23 protein-coding genes are annotated in these 23,507 nt (G+C 71.7%); 12 read left to right on the plus strand and 11 right to left on the minus strand.

Annotated features, from left to right (window positions below):
* Positions 1–129: 129 nt before the first annotated feature.
* A complete protein-coding gene (locus tag ACFZDC_RS27510) occupies positions 130–1,179 on the plus strand; it encodes a zinc-binding dehydrogenase (protein WP_391328056.1) in 1,050 nt (349 codons plus the stop codon).
* Between the two features lie 5 nt (positions 1,180–1,184).
* On the opposite strand, the gene ACFZDC_RS27515 is transcribed toward ACFZDC_RS27510, so the two are convergent.
* The 3 genes from ACFZDC_RS27515 to ACFZDC_RS27525 all read right to left on the minus strand — a co-directional run bounded on the left by ACFZDC_RS27515 (position 1,185) and on the right by ACFZDC_RS27525 (position 5,372).
* Entirely contained in the window at positions 1,185–2,195 is a 1,011-nt protein-coding gene (locus ACFZDC_RS27515) for a CopD family protein (RefSeq protein WP_391328058.1), read from the minus strand.
* A 100-nt stretch (positions 2,196–2,295) separates the two neighbouring features.
* Positions 2,296–3,675, minus strand: a complete 1,380-nt coding sequence (locus ACFZDC_RS27520; protein WP_391328060.1) for a CoA transferase — start codon at positions 3,673–3,675, stop codon at positions 2,296–2,298.
* Positions 3,676–3,845: 170 nt separating this feature from the next.
* Entirely contained in the window at positions 3,846–5,372 is a 1,527-nt protein-coding gene (locus tag ACFZDC_RS27525; RefSeq protein WP_391328062.1) for a S8 family serine peptidase, read from the minus strand.
* Between the two features lie 283 nt (positions 5,373–5,655).
* Here ACFZDC_RS27525 and ACFZDC_RS27530 point away from each other — a divergent pair, with 283 nt between their 5' ends.
* The 3 genes from ACFZDC_RS27530 to moaA all read left to right on the plus strand — a co-directional run bounded on the left by ACFZDC_RS27530 (position 5,656) and on the right by moaA (position 8,779).
* Positions 5,656–6,012, plus strand: coding sequence for a DUF485 domain-containing protein (locus ACFZDC_RS27530; RefSeq protein WP_391328063.1), 357 nt, complete (start codon positions 5,656–5,658; stop codon positions 6,010–6,012).
* Positions 6,009–7,634 carry a sodium/solute symporter gene (locus ACFZDC_RS27535; RefSeq protein ID WP_391328065.1) on the plus strand — a complete coding sequence of 542 codons (1,626 nt, stop codon included), beginning with the start codon at positions 6,009–6,011 and terminating at the stop codon, positions 7,632–7,634. Before ACFZDC_RS27530 ends, ACFZDC_RS27535 begins: the two co-directional genes overlap by 4 nt.
* A 155-nt stretch (positions 7,635–7,789) precedes the next feature.
* Positions 7,790–8,779 (plus strand): GTP 3',8-cyclase MoaA, encoded by a 990-nt coding sequence (gene moaA, locus ACFZDC_RS27540; protein ID WP_391328067.1) that lies wholly within the window; start codon positions 7,790–7,792, stop codon positions 8,777–8,779.
* 27 nt (positions 8,780–8,806) lie between these two features.
* Here the strand turns inward: moaA and ACFZDC_RS27545 are convergent, their stop codons facing one another.
* Both ACFZDC_RS27545 and ACFZDC_RS27550 read right to left on the minus strand, forming a co-directional pair.
* Positions 8,807–9,043 (minus strand): hypothetical protein, encoded by a 237-nt coding sequence (locus ACFZDC_RS27545; protein ID WP_391328069.1) that lies wholly within the window; start codon positions 9,041–9,043, stop codon positions 8,807–8,809.
* A gap of 215 nt (positions 9,044–9,258) precedes the next feature.
* Entirely contained in the window at positions 9,259–9,660 is a 402-nt protein-coding gene (locus tag ACFZDC_RS27550; protein WP_391328071.1) for a DUF3099 domain-containing protein, read from the minus strand.
* A gap of 244 nt (positions 9,661–9,904) precedes the next feature.
* Here ACFZDC_RS27550 and ACFZDC_RS27555 point away from each other — a divergent pair, with 244 nt between their 5' ends.
* Entirely contained in the window at positions 9,905–10,183 is a 279-nt protein-coding gene (locus ACFZDC_RS27555; RefSeq protein ID WP_391328073.1) for a GlsB/YeaQ/YmgE family stress response membrane protein, read from the plus strand.
* Between the two features lie 54 nt (positions 10,184–10,237).
* On the opposite strand, the gene tyrS is transcribed toward ACFZDC_RS27555, so the two are convergent.
* From tyrS to ACFZDC_RS27570, 3 genes are read right to left on the minus strand one after another with little or no spacing between them, the layout of a single operon-like run.
* Positions 10,238–11,506, minus strand: a complete 1,269-nt coding sequence (gene tyrS / locus ACFZDC_RS27560; RefSeq protein WP_391328075.1) for a tyrosine--tRNA ligase — start codon at positions 11,504–11,506, stop codon at positions 10,238–10,240.
* 56 nt (positions 11,507–11,562) lie between these two features.
* On the minus strand, positions 11,563–12,957 hold the full coding sequence (locus ACFZDC_RS27565; protein WP_391328076.1) for a metallopeptidase TldD-related protein: 1,395 nt from the start codon (positions 12,955–12,957) through the stop codon (positions 11,563–11,565).
* Positions 12,954–14,477: a metallopeptidase TldD-related protein gene (locus tag ACFZDC_RS27570; protein WP_391328078.1), complete on the minus strand. Its 1,524-nt coding sequence runs from the start codon at positions 14,475–14,477 to the stop codon at positions 12,954–12,956. Before ACFZDC_RS27570 ends, ACFZDC_RS27565 begins: the two co-directional genes overlap by 4 nt.
* A 247-nt stretch (positions 14,478–14,724) precedes the next feature.
* On the opposite strand from ACFZDC_RS27570, the gene fabG reads away from it, so the two are divergent.
* The 3 genes from fabG to ACFZDC_RS27585 all read left to right on the plus strand — a co-directional run bounded on the left by fabG (position 14,725) and on the right by ACFZDC_RS27585 (position 16,713).
* Positions 14,725–15,429: a 3-oxoacyl-[acyl-carrier-protein] reductase gene (gene fabG / locus ACFZDC_RS27575; protein ID WP_391328080.1), complete on the plus strand. Its 705-nt coding sequence runs from the start codon at positions 14,725–14,727 to the stop codon at positions 15,427–15,429.
* A 5-nt stretch (positions 15,430–15,434) separates the two neighbouring features.
* Positions 15,435–16,202, plus strand: coding sequence for an enoyl-ACP reductase FabI (gene fabI / locus ACFZDC_RS27580; RefSeq protein ID WP_391328082.1), 768 nt, complete (start codon positions 15,435–15,437; stop codon positions 16,200–16,202).
* Between the two features lie 160 nt (positions 16,203–16,362).
* Entirely contained in the window at positions 16,363–16,713 is a 351-nt protein-coding gene (locus ACFZDC_RS27585; RefSeq protein WP_391328083.1) for a hypothetical protein, read from the plus strand.
* Here the strand turns inward: ACFZDC_RS27585 and ACFZDC_RS27590 are convergent.
* Complete coding sequence (locus ACFZDC_RS27590) at positions 16,691–17,383, minus strand: FCD domain-containing protein (protein ID WP_391328084.1); 693 nt, start codon at positions 17,381–17,383, stop codon at positions 16,691–16,693. The genes ACFZDC_RS27585 and ACFZDC_RS27590 overlap by 23 nt on opposite strands.
* Before the next feature lie 124 nt (positions 17,384–17,507).
* Here ACFZDC_RS27590 and ACFZDC_RS27595 point away from each other — a divergent pair, with 124 nt between their 5' ends.
* From ACFZDC_RS27595 to ACFZDC_RS27610, 4 genes are all read left to right on the plus strand, one after another.
* Entirely contained in the window at positions 17,508–18,803 is a 1,296-nt protein-coding gene (locus tag ACFZDC_RS27595) for a CynX/NimT family MFS transporter (RefSeq protein ID WP_391328123.1), read from the plus strand.
* A gap of 52 nt (positions 18,804–18,855) precedes the next feature.
* Positions 18,856–18,972: an SGM_5486 family transporter-associated protein gene (locus ACFZDC_RS27600; RefSeq protein WP_391328086.1), complete on the plus strand. Its 117-nt coding sequence runs from the start codon at positions 18,856–18,858 to the stop codon at positions 18,970–18,972.
* 176 nt (positions 18,973–19,148) lie between these two features.
* Positions 19,149–19,355, plus strand: a complete 207-nt coding sequence (locus tag ACFZDC_RS27605) for a hypothetical protein (protein ID WP_391328125.1) — start codon at positions 19,149–19,151, stop codon at positions 19,353–19,355.
* Positions 19,356–19,433: 78 nt separating this feature from the next.
* Positions 19,434–19,952 carry a histidine phosphatase family protein gene (locus tag ACFZDC_RS27610; RefSeq protein ID WP_391328087.1) on the plus strand — a complete coding sequence of 173 codons (519 nt, stop codon included), beginning with the start codon at positions 19,434–19,436 and terminating at the stop codon, positions 19,950–19,952.
* 85 nt (positions 19,953–20,037) lie between these two features.
* On the opposite strand, the gene serB is transcribed toward ACFZDC_RS27610, so the two are convergent.
* Together serB and ACFZDC_RS27620 are read right to left on the minus strand one after the other, a co-directional pair.
* On the minus strand, positions 20,038–21,246 hold the full coding sequence (gene serB, locus ACFZDC_RS27615) for a phosphoserine phosphatase SerB (protein ID WP_391328088.1): 1,209 nt from the start codon (positions 21,244–21,246) through the stop codon (positions 20,038–20,040).
* Between the two features lie 301 nt (positions 21,247–21,547).
* Positions 21,548–23,362 (minus strand): streptophobe family protein, encoded by a 1,815-nt coding sequence (locus ACFZDC_RS27620; protein WP_391328090.1) that lies wholly within the window; start codon positions 23,360–23,362, stop codon positions 21,548–21,550.
* Positions 23,363–23,507 lie beyond the last annotated feature (145 nt).

Genomic DNA, 23,507 nt, shown 5'->3' on the forward strand with positions numbered 1-23,507 from the left:
CGACGGGCGGTTCCCGCTGGTCCCGGGCACCCTCGCTGAGCGGCCCGGGTCCGCGGCGGCGTACCGTGAAGTGCGCTCGACCACCCCCGGGCGCACCGCACCGCACCCCGCACGAGAAGGACCCCCGCCATGCGCGCCACCACCATCCACGCCCCGTACGACATGCGCGTGGAGGACGTGCCCGAGCCCGTGGTGCAGCTGCCCACCGACGCCGTGGTGCGGGTGCTGCGCGCCTGCATCTGCGGCAGCGACCTGTGGGCCTACCGCGGCGAGGCGGCCCGGCAGCCGGGACAGCGCATCGGGCACGAGTTCCTCGGCGTCGTCGAGGAGACCGGCTCCGAGGTGGGCACGGTCCGCCGCGGCGATCTGGTGGTCGCGCCCTTCATGTGGTCCGACGGCGTCTGCGACTACTGCCGCGAGGGCCTGACGACCTCCTGCGAGCACGGCGGCTTCTGGGGCTCCGTCGGCTACGACGGCGGCCAGGGCGAGGCCGTGCGCGTGCCGTTCGCCGACGGCACCCTCGTCCAGCTGCCCAAGGAGGCGGTCTGCGACGACCACCTGCTGTCCGCCCTGCTGACCCTCTCCGACGTTCTCGGCACCGGCCACCACGCCGCCCTCGGCGCGGGCGCCCGCCCCGGCGCCACGGTCGCCGTGGTCGGCGACGGAGCGGTCGGCCTGTGCGCCGTGCTGGCCGCCAGGCGGCTGGGCGCGGAGCGAATCATCGCGCTGGGCCGTCACGAGGTCCGCACCGACATCGCGCGCCGTTTCGGCGCCACCGACGTCGTCGCCGAGCGCGGTGACGCCGCCGTCGAGGCCGTCCGCGCACTCACCCGCGGCCAGGGCGCGCACGCCGTCGTCGAGGCGGTCGGCACCGAGCAGTCCATGCGCACGGCCGTGAACATCACCCGCGACGGCGGCGCGATCGGTTTCGTGGGCGTGCCCCACGGCAGCGGCACCGGCCTGGACCTCGGCGTCATGTTCGACCGGAACATCGCCCTGCGCGGCGGTGTCGCGCCGGTCCGCGCCTACATCCCCGACCTGCTGCCCGACGTCCTCGACGGCACGATCGACCCCTCGCCGGTCTTCGACATGACCGTCGGCCTCGAAGGCGTGCCGCACGGCTACAAGGCGATGGACGAGCGCACCGCGCTCAAGGTGCTCGTCACCAACGACCAGTGACGGCCCTAGGACCAGCGGATCGGCAGCGGCAGCGCCGTGAGCAGGCCCGAAACCGCGACCACCGCGCCGAGGGCGACCACCTCGGCCCGCGCCGGGACACAGGCGGCCAGCGGGTCGGCCGCCCGGCCCAGCCGGATCCGCGCCCACAGGGCGAGCAGGGCGACGACGGCGACCAGGAGCACCTTGGCCAGCAGGGCGCGTCCGTACGCCGTCGTCGTCAGCTGGTCCAGGATCGTGGCGGCCGGCATGCGCCGCAGTGAACTGCACACGCCCGTGGCGGTGATCGCGGCGAGCAGGACGGCCGCCACGCGCGCGTAGCGTCCCAGCAGGGCGGCCCCCGCCGCACCGTCGTGCCAGACCCGCAGCGTCCGCAGCGTGTGCAGCAGGCCGCCCACCCACCATGCCGCGCACGTCAGGTGGACCAGGGTCAGCCCGGAACCGGCCAGCGGGCTGTGCTCGGTCGGGGGATGGGCGCGCAGCGCCTCCGCGACCACCACGGCGGCCGGCGGCCACGTCCGGGCCGCCGGGCGGCGCGAGCGGGCGCACAGCGCCGCCAGCAGGAAGGCGTTGACCTCCAGCAGTGCCAGCTTGCCGTCACGGGAGTCGTACAGGCCGCCCACGTCGATCTGGCCGACGCTGTGCGGGACCAGGTTGCCGGTGGAGACCACCGAGGCCAGGGCCAGCGCGGCGACGAATCCGGCGGCGGCCGCCAAGGGCGCCCAGCTGCACGGCCGTTCGGGCGGCGCACCCGGCAGGTGCCGGGCGATCCGGAGCACGAACAGCTCGCCCAGCGGGACGCACAGGGCGGCGAACAGCACCCCGCGCAGCAGCGCTATGCCGCCCACGCCGGGAGCGGCGGCCTCCCCGGTGCCGTGCAGAGCGGCGGACGGCCCCCACAGGGGTATCAGCGCGGCGAGGGCCACCAGGACCAGGACGGCGACGGCCCGGCCGGTACCAAAACGTCGGGCCGGGTCGTTCACGTCGGCAGCCTCGCCGGTGGGTCGTTGCAAGGTCACCCCGTGATCCTCACCAGCCGTCGCAGAACCGGGCAAGTCCAGGAAAGCGACTGGCACTACGGCATTCCACCCATACGTACGTTTCCGGCCGCCCGAGCACTCAGCTCCAGGAGGCCGGGTCCGAACCCCACGGCACCGGAGGCCGTGCCCAGTCGGCGGGGCCGCCCGCGAAGGACACCGGCGGCAGGACGTGCCGCAGCCGGCCGAGGCGGCTGTCCCTCTCGGCCAGCCAGGCGTCCGGGCCCTCTTCCACGGTGTCGCCCGTGGCCGGATCGGGCCGGATCCCGTCCGTCAGCCAGTGCGCGGTCCGGGCGAGCGCCAGCCGCACACCACGGCTGTGTCCGTCGTACGACTGCTCGGTGACCGCCCGCAGTACGGCCGCCGCCAGCAGATACCCGGTGCCGTGGTCCAGTGCCTGCGCGGGCAGTGCGCCGGGCTGTTCGGCCGATCCCTCGGCCGCCGCGATTCCCGTCGCGACCTGCACCAGGCTGTCGAAGCCGCGCCGGCCGCCCCAGGGGCCGTACGCGCCCCACGCCGAGACCTGTGCCACGACCAGCCCCGGGCGCCGCTCGGCCAGTGCCTGCGGGGAGAGCCCGAACCGGTCCAGGGCGCCGGGCCGGTAGCCGGTGACCACGACGTCCGCCGAGGCCAGCAACGCCTCGAAGGCGTCCCGGTCGGTGGTCAGGTCGAGAGCCGCCGACCGCTTCCCGAAGCCCGTGTCGGCGTGCTGGTCGGGCAGTTCGGGCAGCTGCGGGGCGTCCAGACGCAGTACGTCGGCGCCGAGCAGCGCGAGGGTGCGGGTGGCGACCGGGCCGGCCAGCACCCGGGTCAGGTCGAGGACGCGCAGCCCGGCGGCGGGCAGCAGGGGAGCGGCGGCCGGGTCGAGCGGCGGGAGCACGCGCGCGGGTGCCGTGTCCAGCCTTTCGCTGTCGACCAGTGGCCGTGCGGCCACCTCGGCGGCCTGTTCGTGCGCCGCCCACTCCTTCCGGGTGCGCAGGGCCACCGCGAGGCCGCCGGCGCGGTACACCGTCTCCTCCACCTCCAGGGCGGAACGTTCGGCGAGCCGACCGGCCGTCTCCTCCGCCGAGGCGTCCTGCGGCAGACCCAGCGCGCCGAGCAACCGGCTTCGGTGGTGCGGGTAGTTGGCGTGGGTGCGCACCCAGCCGTCGGCCGTCCGCCAGAACCGGGACAGCGGCGCGAAGGCGACCGGCGCCCGCCCGTCCACCTGCAGCAGCCGCTCACTGTGGAAGGCGGCGGCGACCGCGCCGTCGTCCACCCGGACCTCGGGCACCTCGGGGAGCCCGGCCCGCCGCGCCCCCAGCTCGGCGGCGGCCAGCGCACACGCGCCCACACAGGCGCGAGCCAGCTCCCGTACCGGCAGTCTCGCGGCCGGCAGTCCCTTCCGCACGACGGCCGAGACCCTCGACACGAGCGCGGGGTCACCACCCAATGCCGACCATGCGTCACCGTGATTGGTCATGCATTCACTATGCATTATTGATTGAATCAATATATGGAGGGGCGGCGGTTCCGGTCGGTCCACGCATGCGGCGGTTCCGGTCGGTCCACGCCGACCGAGGCCGGCGCGGTGCGCGCGGCATCGGAGGAGCCCCTCGCGCACCGCACCGACCGTCCCGGCGGCCGGTCGGCCTACCGCACCGCGCGAAGCGCGTCGACGACACCGAAGCCGTAGAACCCGTTGACGCGCTTGCCGCCGACGCAGGTCGCGTCCACGACCCCGTCGCCGTCCCCGTCGTAGGGCTCGCTCGGGCAGCCGGGGTTGTCCGCCTGGGCCTTCAGCAGGGCCCGCAGCTGGGCCGGAGTGGCGTGCGGGTGGGCCGACTTCAGCAGCGCGGCCACGGCGGCCACGTGCGGGGACGCCATCGACGTGCCCTGGAGGAACCCGTACTGGTCGTTCGGCAGCGTGGACAGGATGCGGCCGTTCTTCGACGGCGTGTCCGGGATCTGGTACTTGTCGCCGCCCGGCCCCGCCACGTCGACGACGCCCTGGCCGTAGCTGGAGTAGTACGACTTCGTGCCCTTGACGCCCACCGCGCTCACGGTGACCACGCCGGGCAGCTGGGTCGGCACGTCGAAGCACTCGTGCGGGTCGACCGTCCGCGGCACGGCGGTCGAGTCGTCCGGGCTGGAGTCGTCCACGAGCGCGTGCGAGTCGAGGTCGTCGTTGGAGTTGCCGGCCGAGGCCACACTGAGCGTGCCCTTGTGCTGTGCGTACAACTGGGCCCTGTTGACCGCGTCAACGATGGCACGTTGATCGGGGTCGTCCATGCAGTTGTACAGCCACGGGTCCACGTAGTAGCTGTTGTTGGTGATCTCGACGCCGTGGTCCGCCGCGAAGACGAAGGCGCAGACCACGCTCTCCGGGTAGAACAGCGAGTTCGCGTCCGGCTGGGCCACCGTGATGCTCGCGACCCTCACCCCGGGCGCCACGCCCGCCACGCCTATGCCGTTGCGGGCCGCGGCTATCTCGCCCGCCACATGGGTGCCGTGGTAATGGCCGGCGTCCACCGGCCGCCAGGCGCCGTACGTGGTGTCCGCCTTGCCGCTCACGCAGTTCGCCGACTGGGCCGCGGAGAAGTTCGGGGCGATGTCCGGGTGCGTGTCGTCGACGCCCGTGTCGATCACTCCGACGGTCACGCTCCGGCTCCCGGGGTTGACCGTCGCGGCCTTGTCGGCGCCGATCGCCCGCAGGTCCCACTGGTCGGCCTCGAGGGGCTCCTCGCCCGCCGCGGCAGCCCCGGCGATCTTCGCGGCCTCCGCCTTCGACAGGACCTGCACCGCGCCCTCGTCCGTCGTCCCGGCCGCGGTCAGCGGGGCGGTACGCGTGGCACCCGCCGAGTCCACGCCCCGCACCGCGCGCATCTGCTTGCCGAAGTCGGGGTTCGCGGAGTGGACGACCATCACCCCGATCCGGTCGTAACTCGCCACGACCGTGCCGCCATTGCGCGTGACCGCCCGCTGCACCGATTCGATCGTGTGGTGGTCCGTCCCGGTGTTGACCACGTACGCGAGGTTCGGGCCGTCCGCAGTCCGCGCCGTCGGCGCAGCCGGGCTCGACGCCGAGGCCGCCGTCGGCAGGAAACCGAGCGAGGCGGTCAGCGACAGCACGACCGGCACGGCGAGCGCGAGCCGGCGTCTGGAACGCAGATGAGCCATGGGATCTCCACATCATCCGGATACAAAACCGCCCGAGACACAGGTGGCGCTCGGGCAGGTACATGACGGGTGGTGCAGGGCGAAGCTATCCCCACCGACTGATCTCCGAAAGAGCCCGGCGGACTTGAACCGCTCCGCGCGTGGCGCCGTGACCGTGGACGGAGGGCCCAGCAGGATCGTGCCCCCCACCGGAATCACGCTGAGGAGTCGACGGTGACTCTCTGTAGCGTGATTCCCGTCCTGTGAGATCGGAAAGCGCATGTCCGCAACGCGAGGAGACTCCGTGGCCACCGAGACACCGCCCCCCGCGAAACCCCAGGTCCACCTTCCCTCCACCGAGGAGTTCACCGAGGTGCAGCAGAGCGCGGAGTTCGGTGAACTACGCCGCTCGCACCGCTCCTTCGCCTTCCCCCTGACCTTCGCCTTCATCGCCTGGTACCTGCTGTACGTCCTGCTCTCCAACTACGCGGGCGGCTTCATGGGCACCAAGGTGGCCGGCAACGTCAACGTCGCCCTCGTCCTGGGCCTCGCCCAGTTCCTCACCACGTTCCTCATCGCCTGGTGGTACGCACGGCACGCCGCCGCCAAGCTCGACCCCAAGGCCGAGGCCATCAAGTCCCGGATGGAGGGCGGAGCATGAGCCCCGCACAGCACACCCTGCTCGCCGCCGGCGAGGCGAGCGAGCACCGGCCGCTGATCATCACCCTCTTCGCGGTGATCGTCGCCGCGACCCTCGTCATCACCGTCTGGGCGGGCCGGCAGACCAAGGACGCCGCCGACTTCTACGCCGGCGGCCGCCAGTTCACCGGCTTCCAGAACGGCCTCGCCGTCTCCGGCGACTACATGTCAGCCGCCTCCTTCCTCGGCATCGCCGGCGCCATCGCCCTCTTCGGCTACGACGGCTTCCTCTACTCCATCGGCTTCCTGGTCGCCTGGCTTGTGGCCCTGCTCCTGGTGGCCGAACCGCTGCGCAACTCCGGCCGCTACACGATGGGTGACGTGCTGGCGTACCGCATGCGCCAGCGCCCCGTGCGCACGGCGGCGGGCACGTCGACCATCGTCGTGTCGATCTTCTACCTGCTCGCCCAGATGGCCGGCGCGGGCGTACTCGTCTCGCTCCTGCTGGGCATCACCAGTGACGGCGGCAAGATCGGCATCGTCGCCCTGGTCGGCGTGCTGATGATCGTGTACGTCACCATCGGCGGCATGAAGGGCACCACCTGGGTCCAGATGGTCAAGGCGGTGCTGCTCATCGCGGGTGCCCTGCTGCTGACCTTCCTGGTCCTGCTGAAGTTCCACTTCAACATCTCGGACCTGCTCGGCAAGGCCGCCGACAACAGCGGCAAGGGCTCCGCCTTCCTCGAGCCCGGCCTGAAGTACGGCGCCACCGGCACCACCAAGCTGGACTTCATCTCGCTCGGCATCGCCCTGGTCCTCGGCACCGCGGGCCTGCCGCACATCCTGATCCGCTTCTACACGGTCCCGACCGCCAAGGCCGCCCGCAAGTCCGTGATCTGGGCGATCGGCCTGATCGGCGCCTTCTACCTGATGACCCTGGCCCTCGGTTTCGGCGCGGCCGCGCTGATCAAACCGGACGAGATCATCGCCTCCAACAAGGCGGGCAACACGGCGGCCCCGCTCCTCGCGCTGCACCTGGGCGGGGTGGACTCCAACGGGGGCGCGATCCTGCTCGCCACCATCTCGGCGGTCGCGTTCGCCACGATCCTCGCGGTGGTCGCGGGCCTGACCCTGGCCTCCTCCTCGTCCTTCGCGCACGACATCTACGCGAACGTCATCAAGAAGGGACAGGCCACCGAGAAGCAGGAGATCAACGCGGCCCGCTACGCCACGGTCGGCATCGGCGCCGTCTCGATCGTCCTCGGCGCCCTGGCCCGCGACCTGAACGTCGCCGGCCTCGTCGCCCTCGCTTTCGCCGTCGCCGCCTCCGCCAACCTGCCCACCATCCTCTACAGCCTGTTCTGGAAGCGGTTCACCACGTCGGGCGCCCTGTGGTCGATCTACGGCGGCCTGGTCACCGCGGTCGGCCTGGTGCTGTTCTCCCCGGTGGTGTCGGGCAAGCCGACCTCGATGTTCCCCGACGTCGACTTCCACTGGTTCCCGCTGGAGAACCCGGGCATCATCTCGATCCCGGTCGGCTTCCTGCTGGGCGCCGTGGGAACCCTCCTGTCCAAGGAGGTCCCGGACGCCGGCAAGTACGCGGAGCTGGAGGTGCGGTCCCTCACCGGGACGGGAGCCCACTGAGGTTCGTACGGACGGCCGCGTCGTTCAGGGCTGTACGGTCCTACGACGCGGCCGCTTCCTACCTCGTGGGATCGGGCCGCTGTCGTTGTCCGTGGTCTCACGTAGGCTCACAGGTGACGGAAAATGAGTGCTCCGCAACGAGGGAGGGGGCCCACGTGCTCATCGACACCTACGGCCGAGTGGCAACCGACCTGAGGGTCTCGCTGACCGATCGGTGCAATCTGCGCTGCACCTACTGCATGCCGGAGGAAGGCATGCAGTGGCTCGCCAAGTCCGACCTGCTCACGGACGACGAGATCGTCCGTCTGATCGACATCGCGGTCCGTCTGCTCGGCATCGAGGAAGTCCGCTTCACCGGCGGTGAGCCCCTGCTCCGCCCCGGTCTGGTCGGCATCGTCGAGCGTGTCGCGGGCCTCGCCCCCCGCCCCCAGATGTCCCTCACGACGAACGGCATCGGCCTCAGGCGCACCGCGTCCGCCCTGAAGGCGGCGGGCCTGGACCGGGTCAACGTCTCCCTGGACACGCTCCGCCCCGACGTCTTCAAGGCCATCTCCCGTCGCGACCGCCACAAGGACGTGATCGAGGGCCTCCAGGCCGCCCGCGAGGCCGGCCTCACCCCGGTCAAGGTCAACACCGTCCTGATGCCGGGCCTGAACGACGACGAGGCGCCGGACCTGCTGGCCTGGGCCGTCGAGCACGACTACGAACTGCGGTTCATCGAGCAGATGCCTCTCGACGCCCAGCACGGCTGGAAGCGCGAGGGCATGGTGATCGCCGGGGACATCCTGGCCTCCCTGCGCACCCGCTTCGACCTCACCCCCGAGGGGGCGGACGAGCGCGGCTCGGCACCGGCGGAGCGCTGGCTGGTCAACGGCGGCCCGTACCGGGTCGGCGTGATCGCCTCGGTCACCCGCCCGTTCTGCGCGGCCTGCGACCGCACCCGCCTGACCGCCGACGGCCAGATACGCACCTGCCTGTTCGCCACCGAGGAGACCGACCTCCGGGCGGCCCTGCGCTCCGGCGCCTCCGACGAGGAGATCGCCCGCATCTGGCGCCTGGCGATGTGGGGCAAGAAGGCGGGAGCGGGCCTGGACGACCCGTCCTTCGTCCAGCCGGACCGCCCGATGTCGGCGATCGGCGGTTAGTGCTGCGACCGGTTTCCGGTCACAGCACTAAGGCCTGTCCGGCGGAGCCTGGGACCCCTCGCGCGCTTCCCAGTCCTCGAGCTTCACGACGTCCTTCAGGAAGCCCCGAACCCCGAGGAACTGCGAGAGGTGCTCGCGGTGCTCCTCACAAGCGAGCCACGTCTTCCGCCGCTCCGGCGTGTGGATCTTCGGGTTGTTCCACGCCAGCACCCACACGGCAGTGGCTCGGCAGCCCTTGGCGGAACAGATAGGTGTCTCACTCACAGGTTCGTCTCACAGAACGGGTGCAAACAAGGCGACGCCGAGCAGCCACGGGGGGAGCTGCCCGGCGTCGGTCCGTCGCTCCGACGGGGGATGCGGAGCGCGTACGCAGTATGTCATGGGTCACCCGCCGCCCGGCACTGGAACGGCACGATTGATCTGAGCTTTTCTTGAGCTTCGCGGGGGACGGCCTTCCGCTTCCCTTGAGTCCGCCGTGGTCACGCCCTTTCGGGCCGCTCCCCCCGCACCCCCGCCGCCGGATCCGGCGCCACGTCCTCCGCATCGGGTTCCGCCTGCGTCCCCTCTTCCTGCGCGCGCGTCGGCGTGATCATCGGCCGCATCGGTGTGGTGACGAAGGTCGACGGAAGAGAGGGCGGCCGCTCCCGGCCCGCGTTCGCGATCACCACGGCGATGTAGGGGAGGACCGCACCCAGCACCAGCGCCACGACGGCGACGTACCGTTCGACGTTCCACAGCGTGGCGGCGAGGATCACCGAGACGGTGCGGATCGACATCGAGATGACGTACCGCCGCTGCCGGCCCCGTACGTCCTCGGCCAGCCCGGTCCGGGCGCCGGTGATCCGGAACACCTGGACGCTGCCGCCGTGCTGCTTCCGCATCGCATTCCACCATCCGCCCGCATCGGACTCTCCCGGCCCGCACCTTCGTCCACGCCCGGCGGGGAACCGGGCCGGAACCATTCCCACGTTACGCCCCGCCCGCCCCGCCCACGAGACCGGGTCGCCCGCTGCCTGGGCGAACGTCCTCGGCCGTGCCGCGTACGGGCGTACCCGACATGCGTCGTACGGCGGACGGACCGAGACTGACCGTAGTGCTCACGTCGAGCCGTACGAGGAGGCAGTCATGGGCTGGTTGTGGGCGATCATCGTGGGGTTCGTCCTGGGCCTCATCGCGAAGGCGGTCATCCCGGGCAAGCAGCACAGCCCTCTCTGGCTGACCACCATCTGCGGCATCCTGGGCGCGATCGTGGGCAACGCGATCGCCCGCGCCCTCGGTGTCGCGGCGACCCCGGGCATCGACTGGAGCCGGCACGCCTTCCAGCTCATCGCCGCGATCATCATCGTCTTCGCCGTCGACATGCTCTACATGGCGACGCTGGGCAAGAGGAGACAACACGCCTGACGGCAGACACGCACAAGGGCGGTTCCCGACGCGGGAACCGCCCTTCGGCCCGTCCTAGGCGCCCGTGACCTCCACCGCGGCCAGGTTCTTCTTCCCTCGCCGCAGCACCAGCCACCGCCCGTGCAGCAGATCGTGCTCGGCCGGGACGGCGTCCTCCGCGGTGACCTTCACGTTGTTCACGTAGGCACCGCCCTCCTTGACCGTCCGGCGCGCGGCCGACTTGCTCGGGACCAGTCCGACCTCGGCGAACAGGTCGACCACCGGGCCCAGCTCGGCGACGCGGACGTGCGGCACCTCCGACAGCGCCGCCGCCAGCGTCTTCTCGTCCAGCTCCGTCAGCTCGCCCTGGCCGAACAGGGCCTTGGACGCGGCGATCACGGCGGCCGTCTGGTCGGCCCCGTGCACCAGTGTCGTCAGCTCCTCGGCGAGTGCGCGCTGCGCGGCACGGGCCTGCGGACGCTCCTCGGTCTGCTGCTCCAGCTCCTCCAGTTCCTCACGGGACTTGAAGGACAGGATCCGCATGTATGTGGAGATGTCACGGTCGTCCACGTTCAGCCAGAACTGGTAGAACGCGTACGGCGTCGTCATCTCCGGGTCGAGCCAGACGGCACCGCCCTCGGTCTTGCCGAACTTGGTGCCGTCCGCCTTGGTCATCAGCGGGGTGGCCAGGGCGTGCACCTCGGCGTCCGGCTCCAGCCGGTGGATCAGGTCGAGCCCGGCCGTGAGGTTGCCCCACTGGTCGCTGCCGCCCTGCTGGAGCGTGCAGCCGTACCGCCGGTACAGCTGCAGGAAGTCCATGCCCTGCAGGATCTGGTAGCTGAACTCGGTGTAGCTGATGCCCTGGTCGGACTCCAGGCGGCGGGCCACGGAGTCCTTGGTCAGCATCTTGTTGACGCGGAAGTGCTTGCCGATGTCCCGCAGGAACTCGATCGCGGAGAGGCTCGCGGTCCAGTCGAGGTTGTTCACCATGACCGCCGCGTTCTCGCCCTCGAAGGACAGGAACGGCTCGATCTGGCCGCGCAGCTTGTCCACCCAGCCGGCCACCGTCTCCGGGTCGTTCAGCGTGCGCTCGGCGGTGGGGCGCGGGTCACCGATCAGGCCCGTGGCACCGCCGACCAGCGCCAGCGGCCGGTGCCCGGCCTGCTGGAGCCGGCGCACGGTGAGCACCTGCACCAGATGCCCCACGTGCAGCGACGGCGCCGTAGGGTCGAAACCGCAATAGAACGTGACGGGACCGTCCGCGAGCGCCTTGCGCAAAGCGTCCTCGTCGGTGGACAGGGCGAACAGCCCACGCCACTTCAGCTCGTCGACGATGTCCGTCACGGTTCTCGTGTCTCCTTGGTGATCTTGGGGCAGCCGGGTGACAGCCGCCTACGAGGTTATACGCCCTGACTGACAGAGCTCATGTTGAAATCGGGGATCCGCAGTGCGGGCATCGCGGCCCGGGTGAACCAGTCGCTCCACTCACGCGGCAGCGTCTTCTCCGTGCGCCCGGCCTCCGCGGCCCGGCCGAGCAGGTCCACCGGCGACTCGTTGAACCGGAAGTTGTTCACCTGCCCGGTCACCTCGCCGTTCTCCACGAGGTAGACGCCGTCCCGGGTCAGCCCGGTGAGCAGCAGCGTCGCCGGGTCCACCTCGCGGATGTACCACAGGCAGGTCAGCAGCAGCCCGCGCTCCGTGTCCGCGACCATCTCCTCCAGGGAGCGGTCCCGGCCGCCGTCCAGGATCAGGTTCCCCAGCGCCGGGGCGACCGGCAGCCCGGTCAGGCCCGCGCTGTGCCGGGTGGTGGTCAGGTGCTTGAGCACGCCCCCGCTGATCCACTCGGTGGGATGCGTCGGCAGCCCGTTGTCGAACACGGACAGGTCGCCGCCGGAGGAGTGGGCGATCACGAAGGGCGGGCACTCCAGGCCCGGCTCGTTCGGGTCGCTGCGCAGCGACAGCGGCAGCTCGCTCAGCCTTTCGCCGACACGGGTCCCGCCCCCGGGCTTGGAGAACACCGTCCGGCCCTCGGCCGCGTCCCGGCCCGAGGCCGACCACAGCTGGTAGATCAGCAGGTCGGCGACCGCGGTCGGCGGCAGCAGCGTCTCGTACCGGCCGGCGGGCAGCTCCACGCGCCGCTCGGCCCAGCCGAGGCGTACGGCCAGCTCGGCGTCCAGGGCACCCGGGTCGACGTCCTTGAAGTCCCGGGTGGACCGGCCCGCCCACGCCGAGCGGGTACGGTCCGGGGACTTGGCGTTCAGCTCCAGCGTGCCGGTGGGCTGGTCGTGCCTCAGGCGCAGCCCGGTGGACGTGCCGACGTACGTCGAGACCAGTTCGTGGTTGGCGAAGCCGTACAGCTCCCGGCCGCCGGCACGCGCGCGTGCGAAGGCCTCGCCGAGCGCGGGGGCGAAGTCCGCGAAGACGGCGGAGGAGGTCTCGGCGGGCGCGTCGGTGAAGTCCGGGGACTCCGGGACGCCGCTGACCAGCGGCTGGGCGTCCTCGGCGGGCCCGGCTCCGCGCGCGGCGGCCTCGGCGGCCCGCACCAGCGGCTCCAGCTCCTCGGCGGTCACGGCGGACCGCGAGACGACACCCGAGGCGGTGCCCTCCTGCCCGTCCACGGTCGCGATCACCGTGAGGGTACGACCGCGGGTGACACCGTTGGTGGTGAGCGCGTTGCCCGCCCAGCGCAGGTTGGCCGTGGAGTGCTCGTCGGCGATGACGACACAGCCGTCGGCCCGGGACAGCGCCAGCGCCTGCTCGACGACCTCGTGCGGCTTGTGGGTACGGGCGCTCATCGACCGGCCTCCTGCGTGGTGTTCAGAATGTTGACGCCCTTGAAGAGAGCGGAGGGGCACCCGTGGGACACGGCGGCGACCTGGCCCGGCTGGGCCTTGCCGCAGTTGAAAGCCCCTCCTAGTACGTAGGTCTGGGGACCTCCGACTGCTTCCATGGAGCCCCAGAACTGGGGGGTGACCCCCTGATATGCAAAGTCCTTGACCTGTCCCTCAAGGCGGCCGTTCCGGATCATGTATGCCCTCTGACCCGTAAACTGGAAGTTGTAGCGCTGCATGTCGATCGACCAGGAGCGGTCACCGACGACGTAGATGCCCCGGTCGACGCCGCCGATCAGGTCCTCGGTGGACAGTCCGGCAGGATCCGGCCGCAGGGAGACATTGGCCATGCGCTGCACCGGAACATGGCCCGGGGAGTCGGCGAACGCACACCCGTTGGACCGCTCGAACCCGGTCAGCCTCGCGATCCTGCGGTCCAGCTGGTACCCGACGAGCGTGCCGTCCTTCACCAGGTCCCAGGACTGCGCCTCGACGCCCTCGTCGTCGTACCCGATGGTCGCGAGGCCGTGCTCGGCGGTGCGGTCACCGGTGACGTTCATCAGCTCGGAGCCGTACCTCAGCTTGCCCAGCTGGTCGAAGGTGGCGAAGGAGGTGCCGGCGTAGGCCGCCTCGTAGCCGAGCGCGCGGTCCAGCTCGGTGGCGTGCCCGATGGACTCGTGGATGGTCAGCCACAGATTGGACGGGTCGACCACCAGGTCGTACAGGCCCGGGTCCACGCTGGGCGCCCGCATCTTCTCGGCCAGCAGCTCCGGGATCCGCTCCAGCTCGGCGTCCCAGTCCCAGCCGGTACCGGTCAGGTACTCCCAGCCGCGCCCGACGGGCGGCGCGATGGTGCGCATCGAGTCGAACTCACCGCTCGACTCGTCGACCGACACCGCCGTCAGCTGCGGATGCAGCCGCACCCGCTGCTGGGTGGTCACGGTCCCGGCGGTGTCGGCGTAGAACTTGTTCTCGTGCACGGTGAGCAGCGAGGCGTCCACGTGGTTGACGCCGTTCGCCGCCAGCAGCCGCGTGCTCCACTCCGCCAGCAGCGCGGCCTTCTCCTCGTCGGGCACCGAGAAGGGATCGATCTCGTACGACGAGATCCATGTCTTGTCGGCGTGCACCGGCTCGTCTGCCAGTTCCACCCGCTCGTCGGATCCCGCCGCCTTGATCACCTGAGCCGACAGCTTCGCCATCGCGACCGCCTGCGAGGCCACCTTCGCGGCCGCGTCCAGGGTCAGGTCGACGCCGGACGCGAAGCCCCACGTGCCGCCGTGCACGACCCGGACCGCGTACCCGAGGTCGGTGGTGTCCGACGACCCCGCCGGCTTGGCGTCCCGCAGGCGCCAGGACGCGCTGCGCACCCGCTCGAACCGGAAGTCCGCATGCTCGGCCCCCAGCGCACGCGCGCGTGCGAGCGCGGCGTCGGCCAGGGCCCTTAGCGGAAGCGCCGTGAAGGCGTCGTCGATGGAATGAGGCACGGAGGTCTCCCTGCTGTCGTGGCCTGTCGGTCCGATCATGTCGCGGGAGCGCGCCGGCGGACCACAGGTTTCGCTCCGGTGCCGACCGTTTCTGTAGGGATCCGACAGTGACGCCCTCTCGTCACTGTCGGTGCCCGCTTGCCCGCGGAAGGGGCGCTACCGATAGGTTTCGGATGGAGCCGCCTGCCATCCAGATGTCCGGGCGGGTTGTCGGACCGCATCAGACCGCTATCGAAAGGGTGATCCGTTGAGCCGCTCGGTTCTCGTCACCGGAGGCAACCGGGGCATCGGCCTCGCCATCGCCCGCGCTTTCGCCGACGCCGGCGACAAGGTCGCGATCACGTACCGCTCGGGTGAGCCACCGGCCGGCTTCCTCGCCGTCAAGTGCGACATAACTGACGCCGAGCAGGTGGAGCAGGCCTACAAGGAGATCGAGGAACAGCACGGTCCGGTCGAGGTCCTCGTCGCCAACGCCGGTGTCACCAAGGACCAGCTCCTGATGCGCATGTCCGAGGAGGACTTCACCTCGGTCATCGACACCAACCTCACCGGTACCTTCCGCGTCGTCAAGCGCGCCAACCGCGGCATGCTGCGGGCCAAGAAGGGCCGCGTCGTCCTGATCTCCTCCGTGGTCGGTCTGCTCGGCTCGGCGGGGCAGGCGAACTACGCCGCCTCCAAGGCCGCGCTGGTCGGCTTCGCGCGCTCCCTCGCCCGTGAGCTGGGCTCGCGCAACATCACCTTCAACGTCGTCGCGCCCGGCTTCGTCGACACCGACATGACCAAGGCGCTCACCGAGCAGCAGCGCGAGGGCATCGTCTCGCAGGTGCCGCTCGGCCGTTACGCGCAGCCGGAGGAGATCGCCGCGACGGTGCGGTTCCTCGCCTCGGACGACGCCTCGTACATCACTGGAGCCGTCATCCCCGTTGACGGCGGACTGGGAATGGGTCACTGATCACCATGAGCGGAATCCTCGAGGGCAAGCGCGTCCTGATCTCCGGTGTGCTGATGGAGTCCTCCATCGCCTTCCACACCGCCAAGCTGGCTCAGGAGCAGGGCGCCGAGATCATCCTCACCGCCTTCCCGCGTCCCACGCTCACCGAGCGCATCGCCAAGAAGCTGCCCAAGCCCACCAAGGTCATCGAGCTCGACGTCACCAACGAGGAGCACCTCGGGCGTCTCGCCGACGTCGTCGGCGAGGAGCTCGGCGGCCTCGACGGTGTCGTGCACTCCATCGGTTTCGCCCCGCAGGACGCGCTCGGCGGCAACTTCCTCAACACGCCGTTCGAGTCGGTCGCCACCGCGATGCACGTCTCGGCGTTCTCCCTGAAGTCGCTGACCATGGCCTGCCTGCCGCTGATGCAGAACGGCGGCTCGGTCGTCGGCCTCACCTTCGACGCCCAGTACGCCTGGCCGCAGTACGACTGGATGGGCCCGGCCAAGGCCGCCCTGGAGGCGACCAGCCGCTACATGGCGCGCGACCTGGGCAAGCAGAACATCCGCTGCAACCTCATCTCGGCGGGCCCGATCGGCTCCATGGCCGCCAAGTCCATCCCGGGTTTCGGGGAGCTGGCGTCCGTCTGGGACACCCGTGCGCCGCTGGAGTGGGACCTGAAGGACCCGGACCCGGCCGGCCGCGGTGTCGTCGCCCTGCTGAGCGACTGGTTCCCGAAGACCACCGGCGAGATCATCCACGTGGACGGTGGCCTGCACGCCATCGGCGCGTGACCCTCGTCCGACGTCGGCGCCCCGTTCTCCGCCAGTGTGCGGGAGCGGGGCGTCACTCGTTCGGCGTACCCGGCCGGGCGTGGCCCGGAGCCTGCGGCGCACTCTGGATTACGGGTTCACCCCGCGCATCCCTCCGCAGCCCGGCCGAGGAGGTCCCCTTGTGCGCCTGTCCCGAAGCCTGGCCCCGGTGAGCGTGGCCGTAGCCCTCGTACTCTCCCTGCCGTACGACGCGAGGCCCCACGGTCGCGCGGGTGACGGCAAGCCGCCCGCGCCGAGCCTGTTCGGTGCCGCGTGCCGTACGGCCGTCCACGGCTCCCATGTGGTGGCCTACTGCCACAACCCGTACGTCGACACCGACCGGGTGCGCCTGCACATCGAGTGCGCCCGCTGGTGGGACATCGACACCGACAGCGCCCCCGTGGACACCGGGGCCGCCATGACCGTACGGCTGACCGGCCGGTGCTGGAAGGAAGTCCGCTCGGTGTGGATCAGCCACCAGAAGGCGCGCTGAACCTTCCGGGGCGGCACAGGAACGGGTAGCTCCCGGCCTGCGCGGCGGCTGCCTCGGCGTCGCCCGCGCGAATCGCGTCCACCAGCCGGGTGTGCTCCATGTACGTCTCCGGCGTCAGCTCGGCGCCGACGTCCGCGCGCAGCCAGTCCCGCAGCACCTCGCCCAGGTCGGCGTACATCGCCGTCATGACGTCGTTGTGGGAGGCGGCCACCACGGCCAGGTGGAAGGTCGCGTCGGCGGCCACGAACGCCTCGGCGTCGCCGGTCTCCCAGGCCACCTCGCGCCGCGCCAGGAGCGCGTCCAGCTGTTTGAGGTCCTTCTCGGTGTGCCGTTCGGCGGCCAGCCTGGCCGCCGCCGACTCCAGCGTCGAACGCAGCTCGGCGATGTGCCGGGGGTCGGCGTCCGCGAACCGGCGGTGCATCACGCCCGCCAGCTCGCTCGTCGCCACCACGTACGTGCCCGAGCCCTGGCGGATGTCCAGCAGACCGTTGTGCGCGAGCGCGCGGACCGCCTCGCGCACGGTGTTGCGGGCGACACCCAGCTGCTCGACCAGCTCCGGCTCGGTCGGGATGCGCGAACCGACCGGCCACTCGCCCGAGGCGATCTGATTGCGCAGCTCGGCGATGACCTGCTCGGACAGCGCCGACCGGCGCGGGTGGCTCAGGGGCATGGCACACCTTCGCACGGGAGGCCCGGGCAGCGACGTCCCGGGGATGGACAACAAATCATCCCATGATTCTATGATGGTCGACATGGCCTGTGAGGAAACCCGGACCGCGGAAACCCGTACGCAGATGTCTTCGAGCGAACGGGCTACGACCACCGCGGCGCGCACACGTGAGACGCCCCGCACGCAAGCATGGGCGACACGGCTGGTCGTCGTCGGCATCGTGCTGTCCGCGCTGAACCTCCGGCCGGCCATCACGAGCCTCGGCGCGCTGCTGCAGGAGGTACGCGACGGACTCGGCATGAGCGGCAGCGTGGCCGGGCTGCTCACCTCCGTGCCCCCGCTGTGCTTCGCCGTCTTCGGTGTCACCGCACCCCGGCTGGCCCGCCGCTTCGGACCGGCCGCCGTGGTGTGCGCCGGCATGGCCGCCATCACCGCCGGCCTGCTGATACGGCCCTACGCCGCAAGCACGGCCGGCTTCCTGGCGGCGAGCGCACTCGCCCTGATGGGCATCGCCGTCAGCAACGTGCTGATGCCGGTCATCGTCAAGCGCTGGTTCCCCGACCGGGTCGGTTCCATGACCGGCCTGTACTCCATGGCCGTCGCCCTCGGCACCTCCCTCGCCGCCGCGGTGACCGTGCCCATGACCGACGCCCTGGGCGGCGGTTGGCAGTCCGGGCTCGCCGTCTGGGCAGGGCTCGCGGCGGCCGCCGTACTGCCCTGGCTGCCGCTGGTACGGCGCCGGGGAGCCGGCCCGGGGCCGGAACGTACGGCGGGGGAGCAGCCACGGCACACCGCCGTCCGCGAGGCGGGCGAGCAGCGGCCGCAGCCCCCACTGCGCATCACCCGCAGCCGCACCGCCTGGGCGCTCGCCGTCTTCTTCGGACTCCAGGCCACCGCCGCGTACATCACCATGGGCTGGATGGCCCAGATCTTCCGCGACGCCGGCGTCCCCGCCGGTACGGCGGGCGTCCTCCTCGCCGTCACCATGGTGATGGGCGTGCCGCTGGCCTTCGTCATCCCGCGGGTGGCCACCCGGCTGCCCCACCAGGGGCCGATATCGCTGGTCCTGGGCGCCTGCGGCCTCGCCGGATACGCCGGCCTGTACTTCGCGCCGGCCGCCGGTGCCTGGGCCTGGGCCGTGCTGCTCGGTGTTTCCAACTGCGCGTTCCCGCTGGCCCTGACCATGGTCGGGATGCGAGCCCGGACCGGTCCGGGCGTGGTGCAGCTGTCCGCCTTCGCACAGAGCACCGGCTATCTGATCTCCATCCCCGGCCCGCTGCTGGTCGGCGTCCTCTACCAGCACAGCGGCGGCTGGGGGCTGCCGATCGCCCTCATGGCGGCCCTGATGCTGCCCCAGATGGCGGTGGGCTTCCTGGCGGGCCGCGACCGCGTCGTGGAGGACGAGGCGGCGACACGCTGACCGGCCGCACCCCGGCGGAAGGGGCGCGCCCGAAGGGTGCGAGACTGGCCGCATGCCCGTGCTCGACCCGAACCCCCAGAACGGCCAGAAGAAGCTGCTGCTCGTCTTCGGCTCGTTCCTCGCCATCTTCGTGATCATCGCCGTCATCGCGACGATCGCCTCACCCTGATCCGGCCCGACCCGGTTTCACGCCCCGATGGTGGGGCTGGCCCCACCATCCCCTAGGGGGCCAGGGTCAGGGTCAAGTGGGTGGATCACCGGATGGGTTGGCAGCCCCGGATTCCGTAGCTTCGAGGGGTGACCGCGCCAGCGGCCACCACCACTCGAAGACCCCCGGAGGCGACCATGCCGGCCCGCACGCACACCCGGCCCCACCCGGCGACCACGGGCGGCGTCGACATCCGGCTGCCCTGGTGGGCGCTCGCCCTGCCCGCACTCGCCTTCATCGCGCTGCTCGCGCTGATACTGAACCCGTCGGACGCCCACGCGGCCGGCGGCGACCCGGCGATCAGGCTGCTCCTGGAGCGGGTGCAGCAGCTCGTCGCGCGCTGACGCGCAGCCTTCACACGCGGTGAATTCGCATGTCAACTCCCTGCGCCGCGTGGCCTGTTTCATGCGAAGCTGGATTCCATGAGCGTCGCAGAACCCCGCAGGATCGTCCTCTTCCGGCATGCGAAAGCCGACTGGCCCGAGGTGTCCGACCATGAACGCCCGCTCGCCGAGCGGGGCCGCAAGGACTCCGCAGTCGCCGGACGCAAGCTGGCCGACACCGGCATCACCTTCGACCTGGCCCTGTGCTCCACCGCCGTCCGGACCCGAGAGACCTGGAAGCTCGCCGTCCACGAACTCGCGCACCGGCCGAAAACCATCTATGAGGAGCGGGTCTACGAGGCATCGCCCGGCGAGCTGATCGCCGTGCTCAACGAGATCCCGGACGACGTGCAGAACGCGATTCTGATCGGCCACAACCCGGGCGTGCACGGCCTGGCCGAAATCCTGGCCGGCGAGTCCGAGGGTGACGCCCGCGAGCGGATGAACCGCCGCGGCTTTCCCGCCGCGGCCTTCGCGGTGCTGACCGTCGACGGCACCTGGAAGAGCCTGGAGCCGGGCGTGGCCACACTCACGGACTACTGGGCGCCCTCCGAGTGACGGCACACACGGCAGGAGGAGGGCCCGGCACCGCAGTGGTGCCGGGCCCTCCTCGCATCCGGTGCGCGACCCGTTTCCAGGCGGCTCAGCCCTCGTCGTGGGTGTCGGCCGCCTCGACCTCTTCGCGGGTGACGCCCAGCAGGTACAGGACCGTGTCCAGGAAGGGGAAGTTCACCGCCGTGTGCGCGGCCTCGCGGACCACCGGCTTGGCGTTGAAGGCGACACCGAGACCGGCCGCGTTCAGCATGTCCAGGTCGTTGGCACCGTCGCCGATCGCCACCGTCTGCGACAGCGGCACACCGGCCTCCGCAGCGAACCGGCGCAGCAGCCGCGCCTTGCCCGCGCGGTCCACGATCTCGCCGGTGACCCGCCCCGTCAGTTTCCCGTCGACGATCTCCAGCGTGTTGGCCTGCGCGAAGTCCAGCCCCAGCCGCTCCTTCAGATCGTCCGTGACCTGGGTGAAGCCACCGGAGACGACACCGACTTGGTAGCCGAGCCGCTTCAGCGTGCGGATGAGCGTGCGCGCGCCCGGCGTCAGCCGTACCTCGTTGCGCACCTTCTCCACCACCGAGGCGTCCAGCCCCTCCAGCAGCGCCACGCGCGCGTGCAGCGACTGCTCGAAGTCCAGCTCTCCGCGCATCGCCGACGCCGTCACTTCGGCGACCTTGTCCTCGCAGCCGGCGTGCGCGGCGAACAGCTCGATGACCTCGTCCTGGATGAGGGTGGAGTCCACGTCCATGACCACCAGCCGCTGGGCGCGCCGGTGCAGACCCGCCGAGACCACGGCGATGTCGACACCCAGTGCCGCCGCGTCGGACGCCAGGGCCGTGCGCAACGGCTCGGTCTCCACGCCGGAAACGGCGAACTCCACGGCGGTCACCGGGTACTTGGCCAGGCGGAAGATCCGGTCGATGTTGCCGCCGGCCTTGGCGATCCGGCCGGCGATGGCGGCCGTCGACTCGGCGGTCAGCGGGTGGCCGAGCACCGTCACCAGGGAGCGCCCGAGACCGCGCGGACGGTTGTCGCCGTGCCCCGAGATGATCTCCGCCTGCATCTTCATCGACTCGGCCCAGCTGTGCACGGTGGCCCGCAGATCGCCCTCGAGGCCGGCCGGCGGCTGAGTGACCAGCGCGCACAGGACCAGGCGGCCCCGGGTGACGACCTGCTCGATGTCGACCACGTCGACGAGGTAGGCGGCAAGGGTGTCGAAGAGGCCGGCCGTGATGCCCGGCCTGTCCTTGCCGAAAATCTTGACGAGGAGAGTGGGGACCTCGGGGGTCTGCGAAGCGCTCATGGTGTCACCACCGTATCCGGCACCCAGTGCCTTCCGCCCGCGAGGTCCGCCTGACGGACACGGAACAATGGGTGACCGGCCGATGTCGTGCATCTTGCCTCCGGCCGACGCCCGCCCGGCGCCACGGCTCCGGCCCCACCACGACTGTGCCACGGCGAAGGCCCCGATGGGCAGTGCCCGGACGATGCCCTCGCCGGGCAGCCCAGGCCCAGCTTCCGCGACGGGCGGTGCGAGGGGCAGCTTCAAGGAGATGGCCCGAACGGGGGGCAACGGGCGCGTCTGCCGCCACGGCGGCACCGGCTCACCTCCTCGGCCTCCGTGGGGGACGCGGTGGCAGTGGGGGAGGTGGTGGTGGCCCCTCTCCCGGTGCATCCGGTGCAGCCGGCGCATCCGGAGCGCGATCACGTGGGCGCGCGCCGGGACGGCCCCTGGGGACGGGGGGAGGCGGGCCGAGGGGGCGGGCGATGGTGGGGGCGCCGTAGACGTCGTCCCCGGCCGACGGCGGCCGCGCGTCCTCGGGCTCCGCCCGCAGTTCCTCCGGCACCTTGAGGTAGGGATTGGTGCCGGGGTTCGGTGGCCGGTACGGACTGCTCGGCACGTACGGTCCGGTCCCGCTGCCGTACCCGGACCGCCCGGAGCCCCCGGCGTCGTATCCGGACCGCCCGGAGCCCCCTCCGCCGTCCCCGGCGTACCCGGAGTCCCCGCCGCCGTCCTCCACCACCGCCCTGCCCCGTCGCGGCCACAGTGCCCGCGCCCCCGCCGCCCCCGTCGTCCGGGCGAGCAGCGCTCCCGCCGCCCCGGCCCCCGCCCCCCACACGGCGCCCAGGAGCAGCGCCATGCCCAGGTGCCCGTGCAGTTCGATGCCCGCGCCGAAGGCGTCGAAGCCCAGTACGGACAGCGAGGCGCCCACCGAGACGTCCGCCAGCCAGGCGAGGAAGGGCAGGGCGAGCGCGGTCGCGATGCCGAGCCGCAGAGCGCAGCGCCCGGCGAACCCCGCCGCACCGCCCTGCCCGTGCACCGGTGTCCGCATCGCCGTCAGCACCCCGGCCAGCAGCATCATGAGCGCCGCCGCCACCGCGAGCAGCCACACCCGCCCGTCCAGCTCGGCCAGCCGGCCGAGCGTGACGGGCTGGTCCGGCTTCGTGCTCAGCAGCCGGTCGAGGGGGTGCGGCAGCAGCGTGCCCAGGACGCCGGTGGCCCTGCCGTCCCAGGGGACGAACAGGCCGACGGGGATGCCGAGCCACACGCCGTTCGGGGCGCCCAGCAGGGCCGCGCCCGCGATCCGGCGCGGATGGCCGTCGCCGATCGCCGCGTACACCGCCGCCGCGAGCCCGGCGGCCACGGCCACGAGCAGCACGGTGACGAGCGCGGAGACGGCCGGCCGCACCACCCGGTGCACTGCCTCCCAGCCGGGCGGCAGGGGAGTGCGGCGGGAGGCGAGCAGGGCGATCAGCAGGACGCCGGCGGACCAGCCGAGGCCGCCGAGGAGGGTGGGTGCGGTGTCCACGGTGAAACCCACGGCGGCCTTCGCGTGGATCAGATCGCCGATCCGGTCCGGCAGCAGCCCGCCGACGTCCCCCAGGCCGGGAATGTTCAGGCCGCCCCCCTTGCCGCCCCCGCCGGGCAGCCGGTTCAGACCGAGCGAGCCGCCGTCGATCGTGATGACGTCGTGCCCCGCCCAGGCCAGGCCGCCCAGCGTCGCCACGAAGAGCGCGACAACGGCGCCCGCGCGCGCCAGGAGTTCGGACGGCGCGATCGCAACTCCGGCCGCGCGCAGGGACCGTAGGAAGAACCATGACAGCAGCAGGGCGCCGACCAAGCTCACCCCGAGTGGCGTGATCTCGACGGCCGTGTGGGCCTCGGCGCCCTTCAGTCCGAAAGCGGACACATCGCCCGACGGTGAGACCGAACCACCCGCCCCGAGCGCCACAACGGCCGCTGTCATGGGGCCGAGTGAGCCCGCCGCGTCGGCCTGCAGCAGGTGCAGACCCAGTGCGGCCGTTCCGGCCATCCCTATCAACGCCCAGCTCACCGCGGCGATCGCGGACAGCAGGATGTCCGTCCACGGCAGCGGCGTGCCGTGCCGTGCCGTCTCGACGCCCGTGGCAGCGCTCATGGCAGACCCCCCGACCCGCGGCACCGCAGCCGCGCTTGTCCCCCTCGCGGGGATTACCACTCTCCGGTCCGGTTTCAACCCCGTCAACGGGGCGAGTTGAAGCGCGCACCGGCGCCCTTCGCAAGGCCCGGCTTTCGGTCACGGG

The organism is Streptomyces sp. NPDC007905 (assembly GCF_042959345.1).
Taxonomy (GTDB): Bacteria; Actinomycetota; Actinomycetes; order Streptomycetales; family Streptomycetaceae; genus Streptomyces.